Source organism: Actinomadura rugatobispora, from assembly GCF_055379765.1.
Genome location: NZ_AP029191.1, coordinates 9060742 through 9080198 on the forward strand (window position 1 = coordinate 9060742; position 19457 = coordinate 9080198).

Here is a 19457-nt window from a genome sequence, read left to right on the forward strand (position 1 = left end):
GGCACCGCCTCGCCGCCGGTCCGGTCACGGCTCACCAGCTGCAGCGCGACACCGGTCGGTGGCGATGACGGCCGTCAGGGCCCAGCCGTCGCCTGCTCCACCACCGTGCCCGCGCTGATCCCGGCCTCCGCGCTCACCAGATTCGCCAATGCGCTATTCAACCCGGCGGCACGCGCCCGCCCATGCCCATGCCCCGACAACACACCAGCCATCACGGCGCGTAGCGCTACGCACGCATTTTGTTATGTCCTCTTAATGGAGTCTTTCTCCAAGCAGGTCGGCGACCGCCGCCATGCCTGCCGCGTTCGGATGGAACGACCCGGCGGTCTCCATCAAGTCCGGTGCGAAGGACGCGACCCATGGTTCGGCCGTACCCAATGCGTGATCGCGACTGGCCTGCGACACCGCGACCAGCTCTGCCCCGGTCCGGTCGGCCGCCGCCGTGTACGCCGCCTCCAACGCCGACTGGATCACCCGGAATGCCTCGATCTCCCCCGGCTCGAACGGCACCTCATCGCTTGGCGCCGTGTCGCCGCCGATCACGGTCAGATAGTCGACCAGCAGCACCCGCGCCCGTGGCGCGCGAACACGGACCCGCTCGACGATCTGCGCCAGCCCCGCCGCCGTCCGCTCCACATCGTCCGCCGTCGGCACCGGAATACCGTCCGCGAAACCGGCGGCCATCATTGTCGTGAACGGGCCGTCCGGCTGAACGCGCTGCCACGCCGTGAACAGCATCGACCCTGCATAGTTCAGGTCGTTGCCGCCGGCGGTGACCGTGACGAGATCCACCGACTCCGGCACTGACCACAGCTGGGGCGGATACTCCGCACCCGTTATGGTCACCTGCGACTGGTCCAGAATCGTCGCCGTGCTCGCGCCGGATGTGGTCAGATCGGTCAGCTCCGCGCCGAGACGCCCTGCCAGTAGATGCGGATAGTTCCTGCCCGACCGCATGGCGTTGGGGTCCACAACCGGAGCGATGGCCGGGCCGGCGGCGAACGAACTGCCGAGAGCGGCGTAACGCAATGGGACGTTCATGCGTGGATCTTTCCACCTGCCCCCGTCTGGGGGAGACGATCTTGAAGCGCACTCACGCGGGGTGGGGTGGCCCGAGTCCGCTGGGCAGTTTGGGGAGCTGAAAGAAGTAGTTGCCGTCAGGCGTCGCTGCAGAGCGGTGGAAGCGCCCGGTCGCCGCGTGCCCTCTCACGCCCTCCACGTGCGCGATCAGAAGCCAAGTCTGCTCGACATGGCCGCCCGGTTCGTCATCACCACCGGCAAGGAGAGGGGATGGCACTCCTCACCCGCAACCGTCATGCGCATGCTCCAGGACCACGACGAACAAACCGTCCGCCCAGATCGTGGGTTCAGGACACCGAGATCATTCTCAGTGGCAACGGCTGTCCGCAGGTTCCTTGTGACGCCGCGCGCTGAGCAAGTAGGCGGACGTGAAGAACTCTGTGATCGATCGCTTTAGCTGTGGTCCGACGACGCCGGCTGCTCCTCACGTACGCCGCCGCCCGGGCGGCTCCGGGTCGCCGGGGCGCTGTACTTCATCAGCTGGTGGCAGAGTGTGAGCTTCGGCGAATGGCCCGGGCGGCTCCAACGCCTGGTACGCGGCGATCACCCGCCTGGCCGGAACCGACTGGCAACCGGTGAAGACGCTGTGCTCAGTCCCCGATGCTGACCGTCGCGGGACAGGATCTAGCCCGGCGCTGCGGATCGGCCTCGCCATGGTGATGGTCTTCGCGGCGGAAACCGCTCAGCCCCTCCGCTGGGCGGGGGAGTGCGACCTGGCCCTGACATGCACCAGCTTCGTCGACACCCGGCACGCCGTGATCCTCCTCGTGCAGGGCGTCGTGGCCCCGGTGGACCCGCACGGCGACAACTGGCTCGCGATCCGCGTCCTCGCCGCTGGGCCTGACTGGGAGAGCGTGACGCAACGCGGCGCGACACCGCACGAATGTGGTCGCAGCCTGCGTGAAATCGACCGGACCGCCGAGGGATGCAATGGGTTCACTGTCTATTCGTCGCGTTTTAAAGGAGTCGTTCATCTTGTTTAGGTCGTCGGTTCCGTGCATCGAGCCTGCCGAATCTCAGAGGGAGGTGGGCAAAATAGGCATTCGTCTTGCGGGTGTGCGGTGCGTGACGCGGTAATTGCGGACGGTTGCGAAACTCGGGATCACCTGCGGCGTGGGCCTGGCGTGCAGACATCACCCTAGGTGAAAACTGAATGATCACTTTTGGAAGGTGAGTCACTGCGTCACGGTGATCTCTCTTGCCATCGTCCAGGACGCCGAGTCGGCTTCTGGGCGGGCCGTCGCTTGGCGGGTGGAAGATCCACTTCTCTTGGAGCAGTCTGACCAGGGGTGATGGCACAAGGAAAGGCATGGGGGAGTCGGTCTAGGTGAATCAAGTTGACATCATGTTGACCAACAAGTTTGGGTCGTTCATGGCTGGGGAGTGTTCCCGTGATTTTCGGGAGATGGAGGCGCGTAGCGTCGCCGATACTTCCGTTGTAACTCTCTGTCGTTTGAGGTCTCGACGGAAGGTCGCACGGATGACTGTGCGTGTCGGATCGACGAATTCGGCCGCATCGCCCAGCGGCGGGACTCCCTCCTCGTCGACGGAGTACGGATCGCCGCGGAGCCTGGGGCTGTGCCGCCATCGACGACTGCCGGTCGAGGTCGCGGGGTGACATCGTGGACTCATGGAGGGTGAGGTGAAGATGCAGTTTCGCATTCTCGGGGTGATGGAGGTGTGGAATGGAGAGCGCGCCATCCGGCTGTCACCCCACATGCGTGACCTGCTGGCCGTTCTGCTGTGCACACCGAATGTCGTCGTACCGGCCGATCGCCTGATCGAGGAGCTGTGGGGAGGGCGTCCTCCCCGGACCGCCGGCAAAGTCCTGCAGGTCAAGATTCACAGTCTGCGCCGTAGGCTGGACGGAATACGGCGGATCGAACACCGCCCGCCGGGTTACGTCCTCGCCGTGAATTCCGGAGAACTGGACGCGCTCCACTTCAAGGAGCTCGTGGAGCATGGGCGCGCGAAGGTCAGCGCCGGGCATGCCGCGGAAGGCGCCGAGAAGTTCCGAAAGGCGCTGACCCTGTGGCAAAGTGCGGCGTATGTAGGTCAAGAACATCTGCCGACCCCGCGCGACGAGTCCGCGCGGCTGACCGAGCAGCGTCTGGCGGTCGTGGAAGAGCTGATGCAGGTCGAGCTGGCCCGGGGCTGCCATGCGGACATCATCGGCGACCTCTACAGGTTCGTCGCCGAAAACCCCTTCCGGGAGCGGCTGCGGGCCCAGCTCATGCTCGCGCTTTACCAGCTGGGCCGCAAGGCCGAAGCGCTCGAGGTCTATCGAACAGGCCGCCGTGTTCTTGTCGAGGAATTGGGCCTGGACGTGGGCCCGGAGCTTCGCGAGCTGGAACAGGCGATTCTCGTCAACGATCCTGCGTTGGATCCTCCGGCCACCATACTCACCCGACTAGCCCCCTAGATGCGCCTGGGGGACTAGCGGGACGCATGGCCTTCTGCCTCAGCCGCCGCGCGAGCGAAGGCACGGAGGTGAACGCGGCCACTAGCCGGCGAGGCGGTGGCGGGCGAGGGCGTCGTGGAATGGTCGGTGGTGCTCGGCGACGCGGCGCAGGTGTTCGTTGGTGTCGGGCGTTTCGCGTTGCTTGGGAGGTGCCTTGGCCACCAGCCCGCTGCTCTCGGCGACCTCCGAGTGCCACGCGGCCTTGCGCTGCCAGTTCGTTCGTTCACCGGGATCCCAGCGCATCGCCTCGGGCATGAATTCGAGCCCGACCCGCTCACAATAAGCCCGGACCGTCGCCTCCGGATCGGCCACGAGATCGTCGCCGTCGACCACCAGGGGGACCTCGCCGGTGGTCGTTCGCACGGCCTCGAAGATGGTGTGCAGGTATTCGAATCCGTACTCGTCCAGGGTGGCCTTGGGGTTCATCGCGTAGTGCGACGATATCGCGCCCGCCGGCTCCCGGATCATGAACGTGTTGACGACGTCGCCGAACAGGCGCTCGTCCTCGAGCAGCGGCGTGTAGTCGTAGTCGGAGGTGTCCTTGACGAACACCCGGCGCTTGTTGGCGTTGACCTCGAACATCACGTCGAGCAATTCGGTCGTCGACGTGACCCGCCTGCCCGCCACATCGAAGTGGCCGTCCATCTGCAGGTACGAGAACGGTTCGTGGACGACCTCGAGATCGCCGCGCTCCAGCATGATGCGCAGGAACGCCGTCGACCGCGATCGGGGCACGGCCCACAACACGATGGGCTTCGGCGCGGCGCTCATTGCGACCACGCGGTGGGTTGGCGGTCCCAGCGGTGTTCGCGCAACCGCGCCATCAGTTCTTCGCTCAGAGGTTCGGCGTCGCTGGTGGCGATGTTGGCACGGACATGGGCGACCTTGCTCATGCCGGGGATGACCGTGGCGACGTCAGGGTTCTGAAGGATGAAGCGCAGCGCGAGTTCGGGCATGGTCATTCCTTCGGGTACGATCCGCGCCAGTCGTTCGGCGTGCTCCACGCTCGCGGCGAGGTTCTCCGGCACGAAGTAGGAGTTGCGCCAGTCGCCTTCGGGCCAGCGGGTGTCACGGGTGAGGGTGCCGGTGAGCGTGCCTTCGTCGAAGGGAACCCGTGCGATCACCGCGATGTCCAGTTCTCGGCAGGCCGGGAACAGTTCGTCTTCGGGGGCCTGGTCGAAGATGTTGTAGATGACCTGGACCGTGTCGATCAGGCCGGTGTTCAGGGTTTGCAGGACGTTCCAGGGCTCCCAGCGATTGACGCTGATGCCGACCCCCTTGATCAGCCCGCGTTCCTTCATCTCGATGATGGGGTCCTGCCAGGCCTTGTCGTCCGCCCAGGCGTCCTCCCAGACATGGAACTGGAACAGGTCGACGCATGGCACGTCGAGCCCCTTGAGGCTGCGGTGCAGGTATTCCCAGAGATGATCCGGCGGGTATACGTCAGACAGTTCGGAGTCGCGGGTGGAGGGCCACTTGAGGTCTTTGGGCGGGGGCTTGGTCGCGATGTACGGCCGGTGTTCCGGGTGCCTTCTGAGCAGATGACCGAGCATCTCTTCGCTGTGCCCGCGGCCGTAGATCCAGGCGGTGTCGAAGAAGGTGCACCCGAGCCGCACCGCCTCGTCGAGCGCATGGTTGCCGGCCTCGTCCTCGGCTCCTGACCATCCGCCCTCGCCGCCGGCTATGCCCCACATGCCGTGGCCGATCTCGCTGACCGTCCAGTCCAACCGGCCGAATCGACGCTCGCGCATCGCTGTCTCCTTCCATGCCTAAACGGCGGCCATCCGGCTCCAGCGGTTGCCGCCCGAGCCGAACCGGGTCTGCTGGGGCACGCGGGCGACGACCTTCATCCGATCGACCCGGGCGATGCCCCGGTGGACGGACAGGGTCACCTTGCCGTCGAGCTCGCCGACGAGCCGGTCGATCGCGTCCCGCGCCGCGTGCGCTGCCGGCTCGAGCCAGCGCGCCTCGTACATCGCGTCGCCCAGGGTCGAGGCCAGCCGATCGTAGAGATCGCGCCCCGCGGGGTCGAGGCCGGCCTGCAGGACGCGGGTCCACGCGCGGTCCAGCAGCTCCAGGCCGGGCGCCTCGTAGATGCCCCGGCAGACCGTGCCGATGATGCGGCGCTCGACCACATCGCGCAGCCAGATGCCGTGCCTCGCACCGACCTGGTTGGCCCGCGCCATCCACTCGACCGGGTCGGGCCCGCTGCCGTCGACGTCGGCGACCCGTCCGTCGCGGAAGACGACGGTGACGGTCTCGGGCTCGTCCGGGGTCTGCCCGGGCCATCTGCTCCACCGCGGATCGAGCCGGGTGACCGGCGTTTCGAGGTCTTCCAGCTCGGCCGACTCGTGCGAGATCCCGGCGAGGTTGGCGTCGGTGGACCGCTCGGCGCCGCTGCCCGGGTCGAGATCCAGCCCGTGCTCGACGACGGCCTCGAGCATGGTCCGGCGATCGGGGAACCGCTCGAGCGCCTGCGGGTCCGTCCACGGCTCGATGATGGGCAGCTCCGGGGCGATCTGGGCGCCGTAGCGCGCGAAGCGGCGCTGGTCGTTGCCCCCGCCGACACAGCCGTGGGCGAACCGCCGGCATCCGTCGGCCCGCATCAGCGGCGTGACCTCGCTGACGAGCACGAAGCGCGCGGCACCGGTGGTGTTCCAGTAGCCGCCGTCGTGACGGGCGCGATACCGGAGCAGATCCGACGCCACCGCGGCCATGGACGATCTCAGGTCGATCACGGAGACCTCGTCGCCGAATCTTCGCAACGAAGCGGCGAGCGCGTCCATCTCCGCGCGGTCCGACTGGCCGATGTCGGCTATGTAATGCCTGGCCGGGGCGGGCAGTTCATGAAGCCAGACTCCGACGGCCAGGGAGGAAAGCCCGCCCGACTGGAGGAGTCCGATGCGTTCGTCATTCTTGGAAGGCCCCACGAATTCTCCCTGCGCTGTCGGGCGGGCGCGATCCGGCACTCAGTGAACCCTGAGCTCCTGTCTGAACGATCACGGGGCCGAGCGTGGCAAAACGCGGTTTCTGCGCGGTTCTCAGGCGGTTCTCAGGTGGTTCTCGCGGCAAGAACTGCATGAGAACCACCTGAGAACCAGCCGGAAACCGCGCTCCGGCAGGCTCGTCCCCATGGCCATCCCACGTCCTGTTCGACCGGAAGACGGGATGAAGAAGGTTCACTCACCGGAGCCTGACCATTCTGTGTGAGCCGCGCCTGCCCATCCACGGCCGTCACACGCGGCGCACACTTCTTCGACGCCCTCGTCATGCTTGCGGAAGGTCGGCCCTGGCTACCTGACACTCACCGACCTGACTAGTGATCTGCCCCGCACAAGGCAGCTCTTGCCAGTCGAGACCACGGGAGCACGATGCGAAGCCATCAGCAGGCGCACCTGAGCGAACCTGCCCGAAGCGCCATTCAACTGTCCCTTGGGCCGCGGCATGCGTTCCCCCGGAACAGCACGGTCCTCGACCTGTTCTGCGAGCAGGTGAAGAACGCGCCGGACCGTCCCGCCATCCGCTATCGGGACACCACGATGAGCTATGCCGACCTCGATGCCGCGGCCGACTCGACGGCCCATCAGCTGATCGGCAGCGGTGTGTCGACGCGGCAGTTGATACCCGTGCTGATAGCGGACGGGCCCGAATTTCCGGCGGCGCTGTTCGGGGTGATGAAGACGGGCTCGGCGTTCGTTCCGCTGGATCCCGCCTGGCCGGCGGAACGCCTCAAGACGGTGGTGTCCGAGCTGGCGCCGTCCGCCGTCGTGGCGTCCCCGGCGACCGCGGACGCCATCGCCGACCTGGGATTGGCCCTCCCCACGGTCATCGTCGACTGCGCGGAGCCGCCGCACGATCCGGCCGGCCCGACGCCTCCGCCGGCCGACCGCAGGCCGGCACCCCAGGACCTGATCTACGGCTTCTACACCTCGGGCTCGACCGGCACGCCCAAGTGCGCGCTCAACGACCACCGCGGCCTGGTCAACAGGCTGACCACGATGTCGCGCCGGTTCGGCGACGGAGCCGATCACGTGACGTTGCAGAACAGCCGGTCCACGTTCGACTCCTCGATGTGGCAGGTGCTGTGGCCGCTGGTGTCGGGCGGGCAGGTCGTGCTGCCGCACCGCGACGGGATCCTCGACCTCGAGGAGACCGCGATGACCATCGGCCGCCACGGAGTCACGATCACCGACTTCGTGCCGTCCGTGCTCGCGGTGTTCGTCACGCTGCTGGAGGTGCGCGAGGACCTGCGCGAGGCGACGTCGAGCCTGCGGCGCATGCTGATCGGCGGGGAGGCGTCCGGTCCCGGCGTGGTGCACCGGCTGCGCGCGCTGCTGCCCGAGCTCAAGGTCACCAACACCTTCGGGCCGACGGAGTGTTCGATCGGGTCGGTGTTCCACGAGGTCACCGACGCCGACGTCGACCGGATCCCGATCGGGCGCGCCATCGACAACACCGCCGCGATCGTGCTCGACGACGACCTCAAGCCCGCCCCGATGAACGCGACCGGCGAGGTGTACCTCGGCGGGGAGTGCATTGGAGCGGGCTATCTCAACGATCCCGAGCGCACCGCGCAGGTGTTCGTGGCCAATCCCTTCCCCCAGATCCCGGGCGGCTGGCTCTACCGGACGGGCGATCTGGCGCGGGTCGGCGATGACGGGCTGCTGTACTTCATGGGCCGGCGCGACGAGCAGGTCAAGCTCGGCGGGGTGCGGGTGGAGCTCGGCGATGTCGAGTCCGCCCTGGCCGACCATGCGCTGGTGGGCAGCGCGATGGCGGTCGTGCTCGGTGAGGGGCCCGAGTCAACGCTGGTCGCGTGCGTCACGCCGCGATCGGCGGGCAACGCGCCGTCGGTGGAGCTGCTGCGCATGTACGCGGCGGAGAAGCTGCCGGCGGAGCAGGTCCCGCATCAGATCGTGGTGCTCGACGCGCTCCCGCTCAACCGGAACGGCAAGGCCGACCGCAGGGCGCTGGCCGCGCTCATCGCGGCCGAGACGGCGCGGCAGGCGGGCCCGGCAGAGCGGATCGAGCCGCCCGCCAACCCGATGGAGGAGCTGGTCTGTTCGGCGTGGCGGGAGGTGCTGGGACGGGAGCTGGTCTCGGTGTCCGTGCCGTTCTCCGACTACGGGGGCACATCGCTGATCGCCTACCGGCTCACGGCCGCGGTCGGCCACCGTCTGGGAAGGCCGGTGCGGCCCAGGGATCTGCTCGTCGCGCCGACCGTGCGCGAACAGGCGGAACGGCTGTCCAAGGGCGTTGACGACGACAGCGCCGAACTGGCCTACATCAAGCACGACCTGGCGTGGCGTCCGCCGCAGACGCTGCTGCTCACCGGCGCGACCGGGTTCGTCGGGGCGCACATCCTCGCCGAGTTGCTGGTGAACTCCCATGCCGGGCTGATCTGCCTGGTGCGGTGCGCCGACGCTCCTGACGGGGCCCGGCGGCTGACCGAGGTCCTGGAGCGGTACCAGTTGACGTCCGCCTGGCAGATGCTGCCCATGGCGCTGAAGACCGGACGGGTCGAGGTGCTCCCCGGAGACCTGGGCAGCGATCTGCTGGGCCTGTCGGAGCGGCGGTTCGACACGATCGCCTCGACCGTGTCCGGTGTCGTCAACGCCGCGGGCGCGGTGAACTTCCTGTCGGGCTATCTGGACCACCGCCCCGCCAATGTGATCGGCGTGCAGCAGCTCATCAAGCTCGCTTCGGGCGGCGCCCGCGTGCACACCCTGTCGACCCTGAGCATCTTCCCGCCCGCCGGGCCGGCCGCCCAGCGCATCGCCGAGGACCAGATCCCGGAGACGGACGGGGTCGCCGCGGACGGCTACAACAGATCCAAGTACGTCGCCGAAAGCCTGCTGGCCGACGCGCAGCGGCAGGGCGTCAGCTCGGTGGTGCACCGCCTCGGCGAGGTCTGGCCGCACCGGGAGACCGGCGTGGCCAACCCGGATTCGCTGGCCCACAACCTGCTGTACGCGTGCGCGCGTACCGGATGCGTGTTCCCGACCGCGGCCGAGACCGACGTGACGCCGGTGGACGCGGTCAGCCAGTTCGTGGCGGGCGCCGCGATCGGCGACATCGAGGTGCCCGACGGCCCGATGCACGTGCTGTGGCCCGCGAGGCTGCGCTTCGCCGAGGCCTTCGACGTGCTCGCGGACCGGTGCGGACTCGAGCGGGTCGGCTACGCCCAGTTTCGCGACCGCCTGGGGGCCGTCGCCGAATCCGGCGCGAGGCTCGCCGGGGCCGACGAAGAGGGCGCCGAGCCCGACGAAGGGGGCGCCGAGACCGACGCGAGGCTCGCCGGGCTGTGCCTGATGCTGCCGCCCCCGTCCGGCGGCGGCGACGCGGCTCCGGCCGAGTTCGACCACATGTTCACCGACAGCTCCCGGCATTTCGACACCCAGCGGTTCAGCCGGCACGCGGTCTCGCTGGCGCGGCCGGCGACGGACGGGCTCAAGACGCTCGATCGCTACCTCGGCGAGCTGGCCGACATTCCCGCCCTGGCGGCACAGGAAAGGTGAGAGCCATGGAAGAGACGTTCGTCGTGGTGATCAACCATGAGGAGCAGTATTCGATCTGGCCCGCGGGCCGGGAGATCCCGGCCGGCTGGCGCGAGGCCGGCGTCGCGGGCGGCCGGGGCGACTGCCTGGAGCACATCGCCCGGGTGTGGACCGACCTGCGCCCGCTGAGCGTGCGACGGTGAAGGAGGAGACGGAGATCATGACCTCACCCAAGACCGGGGACGTCGCCGAGATCAGGCGCGCCCTGCTGGAGATGAAGGTCCGCCAGCGCGTGGCGGAGAAGGCCGATCGGGAGCGGATCGTCGCCGTCCCGCGCACGGGCAAGATGGCGATCGCCGAGCAGCAGCGGTTCCTGTGGTTCCTGCACCAGATGGTCGGCGGGGCACCGGTCTACAACGTGCCGTTCGCGATGCGGCTGCGCGGGCCGCTCGACGTGGCCGCCCTCTCCGAGGCGTTGCGCGGGATCGTCGCGCGGCACGAGAGCCTGCGCACCCGGTTCGGCGACGAGCACGGCGTGCCCTTCCAGGCCGTCGACCCGGTGCCCGAGACGTGGGAACTGCCCGTGACCGACGGGACGGAGGAGTCGGTTCAGGACTGGATCGACGGGCAGGTGCGCGAGGAGTTCGACCTGCGCAACGGCCCGCCCCACAGGTTCGCCCTGCTGCGCCTGGGCCCCGAGGACCACGTGCTGTCCATCGTCTGGCACCACATCGTCATCGACGGATGGTCGTCGCGCCAGTTCGCCGAGGAACTGACGGCCCGCTACACCGATCCGAGCGGCGCGGAGTTCCCCCCGGTGGACCTCCAGCCGGCCGACTACGCGGCGTGGCAACGGCTCTGGATGCTCAGCGAGGAACCGGCCAAGCAGATCGACTACTGGCGCTCCGCGCTGGACGGGATGGAGTCGCTGGAACTGCGCGGCGACCGGCAGCGCCCGTCGGCGCCCACCGGGGCCGGGCGCATCTACGAGACCCGCCTGCCCGACGATCTCGCACGGGGGATCCGTGATCTGGCCCAGGCCGAGGGCGTTTCCCTGCTCGCCCTGACGATGGCCGGGTACCAGGTCGTGCTGAACCGCTACACCGGCCAGGACGACATCGCGCTCGGGTCCGTCCTGTCGGGGCGGACGCGCTCGGAGACCGAACCCATGATGGGGTTCTTCGCCAACACGGTGGTGGTCCGCGGCAGCCTCGAGGGCGATCCCGGCTTCCGTGACCTGGCGCACGCCACCAACACCACCATCCTGGAGTCGATGGCCCGCCAGGACGTGCCGTTCGGCCGCCTGGTGAAGGAGCTGGAGCCCGAGCGGCTGTCCGGGCGCAATCCGCTGGTCGCGCACCTGTTCACGCTGCTGCCGGAGCCGATGATCGCGCGCTGGCGCCTGCCCGGCGTGGACGTCGAGATGCTGACACCGCAGCCGGAGACGACCCGGTTCGACCTCACCTTCCAGATCAACGACCTGCCGGACGGCGGCCTGGGCGTATGGATCGAGTACTCCTCCGAGCTGTTCGACCACGAGCGGGTCGAGGGGCTGGTCGGGCACTTCACCACGGTCATGGCCGACGCGCTGTCCAGGCCGGACGCCCGGGTGGACACGCTGGACATCATGCCCAGCAGCGAATACCTGCGCGTGCTCACCGAGTGGAATCCCGTGCCCGGCGAACGCGACGAGCGTCTGCTGCACGAGCTGTTCGCGGCGCGCGTGGCCGAGGCGCCCGACGCGGTCGCCATGCGCTTCGCGGGGGAGGACCTGACCTACGCGCAGCTGGACGAGCGGTCCAGCCGCCTGGCGCACGCGCTCGTCGACGACTTCAAGGTGGGGCCCGGGCGCGTGGTCGCGGTCCTGCTCGAGCGCGGCTTCGACCTGCCGGCCGCCGAACTCGGCGTGCTCAAGGCGGGTGGGGCGTGGCTGCCGCTCGACCCGCAGTATCCGCCGGAGCGGCTGGCCTACCAGCTCGGTGACGCCGATGTGGCGGCGGTGGTGACGACGTCGGATCTCGCCGACCGCGTGCCCGCGGAGGTGGGGCGGATCCTGCTGGACACCGACGCGCTCGACGGGCGGCCTCTTTCGCCGCCTGCGGTACGCGTGGCGCAGGAGGACACGGCTTACGTCATCTACACGTCGGGCTCGACCGGCACCCCCAAGGGGGTCATGGTCCCGCACCGGGCCGCCGTGAACTTCTGCACCACCTTCCAGCAGATGTTCTCGGTGACCCCGGACGACCGGATCCTGCAGTTCTCCAACCCCGCCTTCGACGTGAGCGTGTCGGACGTGTTCTCGACGCTGACCGCCGGCGCGACCATCGTGGGCGCGCCCCGCACGGAGCTGCTCGATCCCGACAAGCTCCAGGCGCTGCTGGCCGAGGAGCGGGTGACGCTGGTGGACATCCCGCCCGCGGTGCTCGGGCTGCTCGATCCGTCCACCGTGGACGATCTGCGGGTGTGCTTCATCGGCATGGAGCCGTTCGGCCCCGACCTGGTCAACCGGTGGCGCAAGCCGGGCCGCGAGTTCCACAACGGGTACGGGCCCACCGAGGTCACCGTCACGTGCGTCGACTACCTGTGCCCCCCGGAGCCGCTGGACGGCCCGCCGCCGATCGGCCGGGCGATGGCCAACCAGCGCGCCTACGTCCTGGACAAGGGGCTGCGGCCGGTGCCGGTCGGCGTGCCCGGGGAACTGTTCATGGCGGGCGCCGGTCTGGCCGTCGGCTACCTCGGCCGGCCCGACCAGACCGCCGAGAAGTTCCTGCCCGACCCGTTCGCCCTCACGCCGGGCGAGCGCATGTACGCCACCGGCGATCTGGTGCGCTGGAACGCCGACGGCCAGCTGGAGTTCCTGGGCCGCGTCGACCGCCAGGTGAAGCTGCGCGGGCTGCGCGTGGAGCTCGGCGAGATCGAGCACGCCATCGAGGGGTTCGACGGCGTCCGGCAGAGCGTCGTGACCGTGCGCGACCCGGACACGGCGTCGGCCTGGCTGGCCGCCTTCGTGGTCGGCGAGTTCGAGCCGGACGCGCTGCGCGAGCACCTGACCCGGCGGCTGCCCCTGCACATGGTGCCCACCGATTACGTGAAGCTGGAGCAGCTCCCGCTGACCTCCACCGGGAAGATCGACCACGCGCGGTTGCCCGACCCGCGTCCCGACGGCGGCGTGGCCCAGGCCGAGCTGACCACCGAGACGCAGCGCCGGCTGGCCGAGATCTGGCAGGGCCTGCTGAGCCTGGACGCCGACAGCGTCGGTGCGCTGGACAACTTCTTCGTCCTCGGCGGCAACTCGCTCCAGGTGACCCAGATGGTCTCGCGCGTGCGCGACGCCTTCCAGGTGACGCTCGACCCGCGGCGGCTGTTCAGCTACCCGGTGCTCAGCCAGTTCGCCGCGCAGATCGACGAGGCGCAGCGTGCGCTGCTGGGGGAGGAGGAGGTGGCGCGGCTGGAGGCCGAGATCGCCGGGCTGGACGAAGAGGAAGTCGATCGGCTGCTGAGGGAGTCGAGCTGATGGACGGCTCGCCCCCGGCCACTCTGGAGGAGAAGCGGCGTGCGCTGCTGCGGCTCCGGCTGCAACGCGAACGGGAGGAGGCCCTCGCACGGCGCAAGGGCGCTCCCTCCGCACGTGAGGGGCGGCTGCCGGGCGCCGATCAGCAGACGGCGTCTCCGATCGTGCCGCTCAGGACCGACGGCACCAAGCCGCCGCTGTTCCTCGTGCACGCCGCCGGCGGATCGGTGGCGCCCTACGTCGCGCTGGCCGCACTGCTGGGGGACGACCAGCCCGTCTACGCGCTGGAGGATCCGGGCCTGCACGGCGGCGCGACGGAGGAGCGGCGGCTGCCCGGCCTCGCCGCCGCCTATCTGGCCGCGGTCCGCGAGGTCCAGCCCGAGGGGCCGCTGCACCTGGGCGGCTGGTCGGTCGGCGGAGCGGTGGCGTTCGAGATGGCGCGCCAGGACGGTGATGCCGCGGTGACGCTGGTGATCGACACCGGAATCCCGGACGCGCCGTACCGTCCCGGCGATGAGGAGCTGCGCGCGCGGTTCGCCGACGACGTCGCGGCGATGGGCGCCGAACCGGGCGAGGCCGAGGTGGCCGAACGGTTCCCGGTGTTCGCCGCGAACGTGCGCGCGCTCCTGATGTTCCAGCCCTCGCCCGTGGACGGCCGGGTGGTGGTGCTGTGCGCCGAGGACTCCGAGCCCGGCAAGCTCGACCGATGGCGTGCCTGCGCCGATGAGATCCACGTGCTGCGGGGCGACCACTACACGATGCTCCGGCCACCGCACATCGAGGCGCTGGCGGACGTGATGCGCGACAGACTGAGCGAGGTGAGCGTGCGATGATCCCGGCTTCCACGCCGGAACAGGCCGGCTTCCGGAAAGAGGTCTGCGCACTGCTGTGCGAAGACGCGGTCCGCGCGGAGATCGCCCAGGCCTGGCGGATGCCGGACGGGCAGGAGAGCGGCCTGCTCGACGTGCACCGGCGGCTGGGCGAGCTCGGCTGGCTCGCGATCAACTGGCCCAAGCGGTACGGCGGAGCCGACGCCACGATCGTGGAGAAGGCGATCCTCACCGAGGAGATGATCCGCCACGGCGTGCCCGACAACGTGCACCTGCTGGGCATCGACATCGTGGGGATGGCCGTCCACCTGTTCGGCACGCAGGAGCAGAAGGAGCGGTTCCTGCCGGGCCTGGCGCGCGGCCAGACCACGGCCAACGTGCTGTTCAGCGAACCGGACGTCGGATCGGACCTGGCGTCGCTGACCACCCGCGCAGAGCCGGACGGCGACGGCTGGCGCCTGTACGGCCGGAAGATCTACAACATGAAGGCGCAGCACAGCGATTTCGCGCTGTGCGCGGCCCGCACGTCGACCGGCCCGGTGAACTTCTTCGGGATCACGCTGTTCCTGGTCCCGCTGCGGAGCCTGGGCGTGGTCATCGAACCGGTGTGGAACCTGTCGGAGGAGCGGTTCGACCTGGTGACGCTCGACGGGATCCGGGTCGGGCCCGAGGACGTCCTCGGCGACGTCGACGACGGGTGGCAGGTGCTGGGCAAGGTGCTTCCGCTGGAGCGCACCGGCCTGGACCATTCCGCCAAGGCGGAGCGCACGCTGGCCGCGCTGCGGGAGCACGCGCCGCCCGGGAGCGAGCAGCGGCTGGCTCAACTGGAGACGCGGGTGCGGGCCGCGCGGCTGCTGGCGTGGCGGTGCGTGGCCAACCTGCATGACGGACGGCCGGACGAGGTCCACTCGGCGACCGCTAAGTGGTACACCTCTGAGACCGCCAAGGAAGTGTCGCTGGCGGCCGTCGAACTGCTCGGGCCGCGGGCGCTGCTGGACGCACGCGACCCCGAGGCGATCGCCGGGGGCGTCTTCGACGCCGCGCTGCGCGAGGCACCGGGGCTCACCCTCGCCCAGGGCTCGTCGGAGATCATGCTCTATTTCGTCGCCACCTCGAAGTTGGGATTGCCGTCATGACCGCAGCCATCGCGGAGTTCTTCGACGAGGATCTGGCGCCGCTGGTGCGGCGGATGGCCGATCGGCCGCGCGCCGGCGGCGGGGACGACGACGACCGTCGCGGGATCCGCGGGATGGTGTGGCAGGGGCTGGTCGGGCTCGGCGCGCTCGACACCGCCGACACCGTGCGGCTCGCCGAGCTGCTCGGGTCGGTCCTGTACCAGGGGCCGCTGCTCGACACGCTCACCGCGCGGGATCTGCTGCCGGACGACGCTGTCGGGGAGGCGCCGGTGGCGCTGGCGGTCGCGGCCGAACCATGGTCCAGCCAGGACGGTGCGATCACCGCCCGGCGGTCCTTCGTCGGGTTCGCGACGGAGGTGGACCACCTTCTCGTGGGCGGCGTCGACACCGCCGGGCTGCGGCTGGCGCTCGTGCCCGCCGACCACCCGTCCATCACGATGCGGCGGCTGGAGGAAACGGGCCGCGGCGAGGCGTACGAGGTGGAGTTCGCGGGCACCCCCGTGACCGCGTGGGCCGACTCCTCCGCCGAGTGGGAGACGGCGCTGGCCGGAGCGCGTGTGCGCCAGGCGGCGTTTCTGGTGGGTCTCGCCCAGGCCGCGCTCGATCACGCCGTCGAGTACGCCAAGACGCGCCGCCAGTTCGGCCAGCCGGTCGGCAAGTTCCAGGGCCTGGCGTTCCGCCTCAGCGAGATGTCGATGCACATCGACGCGACGCGCATGCTGGTGCACGACCCCGACGCGGCCGCGCACGCGGCGGCCGATCTCGCGGCGGCGTCGGACCTGGCCCGCACCGTCACGACGCAGACCATGCAGATCAACGGCGCCGCGGGCATGCGGTCCGACAACGACGCCCAACTGTATTACCGGCGGGCGGCGGTCGAGTCGGTGCGGCTCGGGACGCCCGCCCAACTGCGGCTCGAGCGCCGGGAGACCTAGGGCCTGAAAGTGCCAGGTACCGCGCGGCGGTGCGATGCCGCGCTCGCTCAGGAGCGGGCCTCCAGGCGAGCGGGCCGCCCGGCGGCATCTGACCGGCCCGCCGACTCCACGACCTCCGTGGTCGGTACGCCTAGCCGTCGGCGACGGTACGGCGCATCGCCGGGCGGTCCTTCTTGCGGCGCGCCACTTCGGTGAACCCGGCTTCACAGAACGCCGACTCGATTCCGGTCATGGCGTTGTCCGCGCCCGCCGTCCGTCCTGGTGCGGGCGCGACGGGAAAGCCCTCGACGGTGTGCCGGCCGTGGTCGGCGGCGAAGTCGCAGGCAGCGGCGATCATCTTCGCCTGCAGTCCCTGCCGGCGGTGGCCGCGTCGCACGAACAGGCAGCTGATCACCCAGGCCGGGGTGTCGTCGAGGGGCTTGGTGACCGGCGAACGCTGGAGGCGGGGGTACTCCGAGCGATCGCCCACCCCGACCCAGCCCACGGCCTCGCCGTCCACGTAACACACCAGGCCGGGAGGAGGCTGCTGCTCCGCGCGCTTGCGGAGCGTGTCCCGGTTGCCGTCCCCTTGTCCGGCCTCCCATTCCTTGAACGAGAGCCGCCAGTGCATGCACCAGCATCCCCGCGCGCCGCCGTTCGAGCCCATGACCTGTTCGAAGTCCGGCCACGTCTCGGGTGTGAGCGGTGCCGTCGTGAAATCCGCCATGCTCGAACCTCCCTGCCTTCGTAACCATCTAATCGAGAACACTCGATACCCGCGATCGGCGCGGCGACACCGTGGCGACCGGGTCACATCCGCAGCCTCTTGCGCAGTGCCAGGGTGAGGGGGACGGTCGAGAGGGCCAGTGCCGCGCTCAGCGCCAGCGCCCATCGCCAGCCGGTGACCAGCGCCGCCGCGGAGTCGGGCTCCGGCTGGGCCTCGGCTACGGCGGCGGCCAGCGAGGTCAGCAGGGCCACGCCCAGGGCGATGCCCAGCTGCTGTGCGGTGTTCAGCACGGCCCCGGCGACGGACTTGTGGTCGGCCGGCACACCGTTGTTGGCGGCGATGCTGACGACCACCAGGACGATGATGTGCCCGAGGGCGTTGACCGAGGTGCCCCCGATGACCAGCCACAGCCCGCCGCGTTCCGGCAGGAAGATCAGCGACAGCAGGCCGAGCGCGGCGACGACGATGCCGAACAGCAGCACGTGGTCCAGGCGCCGGCGTTGCAGGAGTTTCCCGGTGAACGTGCTGGTGATGATGGCGATGGCGCCCGAGACCGCGAACACCAGCCCGGCGGGCAGCGCACCGTAGCCCAGAACCTCCTGCAGGTACAGGGTCAGGATGATGAGCATCCCACCGTAGGCGGCGACCATCACCAGGCCGACGAGGTTAGCCCCGCCCACGGCTCCGATCCTGAACAGCGACATGGGCAGGATGGGCGAGGGAGTCCGGCGTTCGGCCCTCACGAACGCCAGCATGAGGCCCACGCCGGCGGCGAGGATCAGCGCCGTGGACGCCCACGCCGTTCCGGCGCCGGCCTCCTCGAGCGCGTAGACGACGCACACCATCGCCCCCGCCGACAGGAGGCCGCCGGGAACGTCCAGCCGGCCCCCTCCGCTGACGCGGCTCTCGGGCAGGTGGCGCACGGTCAGCGCCACCGCCGCGAGCACGACGGGCACGTTGATGTACATCGTCCAGCGCCAGGTCAGGAACTCGGTGAGCAGGCCACCGCCGATCATCCCGCTGACGAACCCGGCGGAGAGGACCGCCCCGTAGATCCCCAAGGCCCGTTCGCGCTGCGGGCCCTCGGGAATGGTGGCGGTCAGCAGCCCGAGGGCCGAGGGGGCGATGAAGCCGGCGGCCAGACCCTGCAGGACCCGTCCCGTGATCAGCGTGGCCGGGCTCCAGGCGGCGCCGGCCAGCAGTGACGCCGTGCCCAGGACCAGCAGGCTGGTGACGAAGACCCGCTTGCGCCCGTACAGGTCGGCGACGCGTCCGCCCAGCAGCAGCATCGAGGCGAAGGCCGGCGCGAAGGCGGAGAGCACCCAGCCCGACGAGTCGCGCGCGAGGCCCAGTTCGGCGCTCATGTGCGGCACGGCGATGCTCGCGATGGAGAGGTCCAGCGATACCAGGAACTGCGCGGCGCAGATCGCCAGCAGCCCGAGCGCGGCGGAGCGCTCGGCGCTCGCCTCCTTGACGGTGTCCACGTCGTGGGTCATCGAAGAGTTCCCTTCGCCCTAGCAGGAGCTTCTCTGAACCGTCACCACCAAAAGCGATACACTGGTGACCGTAGATGGTCGCGTCGTTACAATCAAGTCGAAGACGATGGTGATGGGGAGAGAGCCGTGAACGTGACCGACGACCCCGGCAACGCGGCGCCCGGCATGCTGGAACTGGTGCGCAGGTTCGTCGACACCGAGGACCTCTACAACGGCCGCGATGCTCTGGCGGACATCGAGGCCGCCACCGCGTGGCTGGCAGGCGAGGGCGTGCTGAGCAACGATCGGCCGATCACGGCCGGTGGCCTGGACGCTCTGCGAAACCTGCGCGGCGCCGTGCGCACGCTGGCCGCGGCCAACACCGCGGGTGAGGAGGCGCCTCGTGAGGCCGTCGAGGCGTTCAACGATCTGGCGGCGCGGCACGCCGCCGTGGTCCGCCTCGACGTCCTGCACGGCGGTGTGGCCGCCTCACTGCGACCACGGGAGGACGGCGCCGGAGGGGCCATCGCGGTGCTGGCGGCCGCAGTGCACCAGGCCGTGCTCACCGGAACGTGGACACGACTGAAGTCCTGCGCCAACCCTGAATGCCGCTGGCTGTTCTACGACGAGTCGCGCAGCCGCACGGCCCGCTGGTGCAGCATGCGCGGCTGCGGCAACATCGTGAAGGCCCGCCGCTACCGCGAGAAGCAGCGCCGCGGCACCTGACCGTTGTCTGCCGTCTCGCGGCGACGATCAGGCAAGCGCGAGTCCCTCGACGGTGACCGGCATGGTGCGGTGACGCCCCCGTGCGGCACGCGCTCCGCGA

The 19457-nt window shown here is 69.8% G+C and carries 15 protein-coding genes; 9 read left to right on the plus strand and 6 right to left on the minus strand.

The features are described 5' to 3' along the window. Nucleotides 1–252 precede the first annotated feature (252 nt). Nucleotides 253–1041: an SGNH/GDSL hydrolase family protein gene (locus ACZ466_RS40835; RefSeq protein ID WP_378285884.1), complete on the minus strand. Its 789-nt coding sequence runs from the start codon at nt 1039–1041 to the stop codon at nt 253–255. 614 nt (nt 1042–1655) lie between these two features. Between ACZ466_RS40835 and ACZ466_RS40840 the strand changes: the two genes are divergently transcribed. Both ACZ466_RS40840 and ACZ466_RS40845 read left to right on the plus strand, forming a co-directional pair. Then, nucleotides 1656–2063, plus strand: a complete 408-nt coding sequence (locus tag ACZ466_RS40840; protein WP_378285885.1) for a hypothetical protein — start codon at nt 1656–1658, stop codon at nt 2061–2063. Between the two features lie 647 nt (nt 2064–2710). Next, nucleotides 2711–3502 (plus strand): AfsR/SARP family transcriptional regulator, encoded by a 792-nt coding sequence (locus ACZ466_RS40845; RefSeq protein WP_378285886.1) that lies wholly within the window; start codon nt 2711–2713, stop codon nt 3500–3502. 81 nt (nt 3503–3583) lie between these two features. Here ACZ466_RS40845 and ACZ466_RS40850 read toward each other — a convergent pair whose 3' ends face one another. From ACZ466_RS40850 to ACZ466_RS40860, 3 genes are read right to left on the minus strand one after another with little or no spacing between them, the layout of a single operon-like run. After that, a complete protein-coding gene (locus tag ACZ466_RS40850) occupies nt 3584–4312 on the minus strand; it encodes a sulfotransferase-like domain-containing protein (RefSeq protein ID WP_378285887.1) in 729 nt (242 codons plus the stop codon). Beyond that, nucleotides 4309–5292, minus strand: a complete 984-nt coding sequence (locus ACZ466_RS40855) for an aldo/keto reductase (protein ID WP_378285888.1) — start codon at nt 5290–5292, stop codon at nt 4309–4311. Before ACZ466_RS40855 ends, ACZ466_RS40850 begins: the two co-directional genes overlap by 4 nt. A gap of 18 nt (nt 5293–5310) precedes the next feature. Beyond that, on the minus strand, nt 5311–6471 hold the full coding sequence (locus tag ACZ466_RS40860; protein ID WP_378285889.1) for an argininosuccinate synthase domain-containing protein: 1161 nt from the start codon (nt 6469–6471) through the stop codon (nt 5311–5313). A gap of 441 nt (nt 6472–6912) precedes the next feature. On the opposite strand from ACZ466_RS40860, the gene ACZ466_RS40865 reads away from it, so the two are divergent. From ACZ466_RS40865 to ACZ466_RS40890, 6 genes are read left to right on the plus strand one after another with little or no spacing between them, the layout of a single operon-like run. Beyond that, on the plus strand, nt 6913–10059 hold the full coding sequence (locus tag ACZ466_RS40865; protein ID WP_464041876.1) for a non-ribosomal peptide synthetase: 3147 nt from the start codon (nt 6913–6915) through the stop codon (nt 10057–10059). Nucleotides 10060–10064: 5 nt separating this feature from the next. Continuing rightward, nucleotides 10065–10241: an MbtH family protein gene (locus tag ACZ466_RS40870; RefSeq protein ID WP_378285891.1), complete on the plus strand. Its 177-nt coding sequence runs from the start codon at nt 10065–10067 to the stop codon at nt 10239–10241. 17 nt (nt 10242–10258) lie between these two features. Next, nucleotides 10259–13552: a non-ribosomal peptide synthetase gene (locus tag ACZ466_RS40875; RefSeq protein ID WP_378285893.1), complete on the plus strand. Its 3294-nt coding sequence runs from the start codon at nt 10259–10261 to the stop codon at nt 13550–13552. Then, nucleotides 13552–14382: a thioesterase domain-containing protein gene (locus ACZ466_RS40880; RefSeq protein ID WP_378285894.1), complete on the plus strand. Its 831-nt coding sequence runs from the start codon at nt 13552–13554 to the stop codon at nt 14380–14382. Before ACZ466_RS40875 ends, ACZ466_RS40880 begins: the two co-directional genes overlap by 1 nt. After that, on the plus strand, nt 14379–15515 hold the full coding sequence (locus ACZ466_RS40885; RefSeq protein ID WP_378285895.1) for an acyl-CoA dehydrogenase family protein: 1137 nt from the start codon (nt 14379–14381) through the stop codon (nt 15513–15515). Before ACZ466_RS40880 ends, ACZ466_RS40885 begins: the two co-directional genes overlap by 4 nt. Continuing rightward, nucleotides 15512–16450 carry an acyl-CoA dehydrogenase family protein gene (locus ACZ466_RS40890; protein WP_378285896.1) on the plus strand — a complete coding sequence of 313 codons (939 nt, stop codon included), beginning with the start codon at nt 15512–15514 and terminating at the stop codon, nt 16448–16450. The genes ACZ466_RS40885 and ACZ466_RS40890 overlap by 4 nt, the downstream gene beginning before the upstream one ends. A gap of 130 nt (nt 16451–16580) precedes the next feature. On the opposite strand, the gene ACZ466_RS40895 is transcribed toward ACZ466_RS40890, so the two are convergent. Continuing rightward, on the minus strand, nt 16581–17156 hold the full coding sequence (locus tag ACZ466_RS40895) for a GNAT family N-acetyltransferase (RefSeq protein WP_378285897.1): 576 nt from the start codon (nt 17154–17156) through the stop codon (nt 16581–16583). An 83-nt stretch (nt 17157–17239) separates the two neighbouring features. Next, nucleotides 17240–18652: an MFS transporter gene (locus ACZ466_RS40900; RefSeq protein WP_378285898.1), complete on the minus strand. Its 1413-nt coding sequence runs from the start codon at nt 18650–18652 to the stop codon at nt 17240–17242. 126 nt (nt 18653–18778) lie between these two features. On the opposite strand from ACZ466_RS40900, the gene ACZ466_RS40905 reads away from it, so the two are divergent. Beyond that, nucleotides 18779–19357 carry a CGNR zinc finger domain-containing protein gene (locus tag ACZ466_RS40905; RefSeq protein WP_378285899.1) on the plus strand — a complete coding sequence of 193 codons (579 nt, stop codon included), beginning with the start codon at nt 18779–18781 and terminating at the stop codon, nt 19355–19357. Nucleotides 19358–19457: the final 100 nt, after the last annotated feature.

Excerpts from the sequence above, each read along its gene's own strand:
- ACZ466_RS40835 (WP_378285884.1), bottom strand. The coding sequence starts at position 1,041 with ATGAACGTCCCATTGCGTTACGCCGCTCTCGGCAGTTCGTTCGCCGCC.
- ACZ466_RS40845 (WP_378285886.1), top strand. The coding sequence starts at position 2,711 with ATGGAGGGTGAGGTGAAGATGCAGTTTCGCATTCTCGGGGTGATGGAG.
- ACZ466_RS40850 (WP_378285887.1), bottom strand. The coding sequence starts at position 4,312 with ATGAGCGCCGCGCCGAAGCCCATCGTGTTGTGGGCCGTGCCCCGATCG.
- ACZ466_RS40855 (WP_378285888.1), bottom strand. The coding sequence starts at position 5,292 with ATGCGCGAGCGTCGATTCGGCCGGTTGGACTGGACGGTCAGCGAGATC.
- ACZ466_RS40865 (WP_464041876.1), top strand. The coding sequence starts at position 6,913 with ATGCGAAGCCATCAGCAGGCGCACCTGAGCGAACCTGCCCGAAGCGCC.
- ACZ466_RS40870 (WP_378285891.1), top strand. The coding sequence starts at position 10,065 with ATGGAAGAGACGTTCGTCGTGGTGATCAACCATGAGGAGCAGTATTCG.
- ACZ466_RS40875 (WP_378285893.1), top strand. The coding sequence starts at position 10,259 with ATGACCTCACCCAAGACCGGGGACGTCGCCGAGATCAGGCGCGCCCTG.
- ACZ466_RS40880 (WP_378285894.1), top strand. The coding sequence starts at position 13,552 with ATGGACGGCTCGCCCCCGGCCACTCTGGAGGAGAAGCGGCGTGCGCTG.
- ACZ466_RS40885 (WP_378285895.1), top strand. The coding sequence starts at position 14,379 with ATGATCCCGGCTTCCACGCCGGAACAGGCCGGCTTCCGGAAAGAGGTC.
- ACZ466_RS40890 (WP_378285896.1), top strand. The coding sequence starts at position 15,512 with ATGACCGCAGCCATCGCGGAGTTCTTCGACGAGGATCTGGCGCCGCTG.
- ACZ466_RS40895 (WP_378285897.1), bottom strand. The coding sequence starts at position 17,156 with ATGGCGGATTTCACGACGGCACCGCTCACACCCGAGACGTGGCCGGAC.
- ACZ466_RS40900 (WP_378285898.1), bottom strand. The coding sequence starts at position 18,652 with ATGACCCACGACGTGGACACCGTCAAGGAGGCGAGCGCCGAGCGCTCC.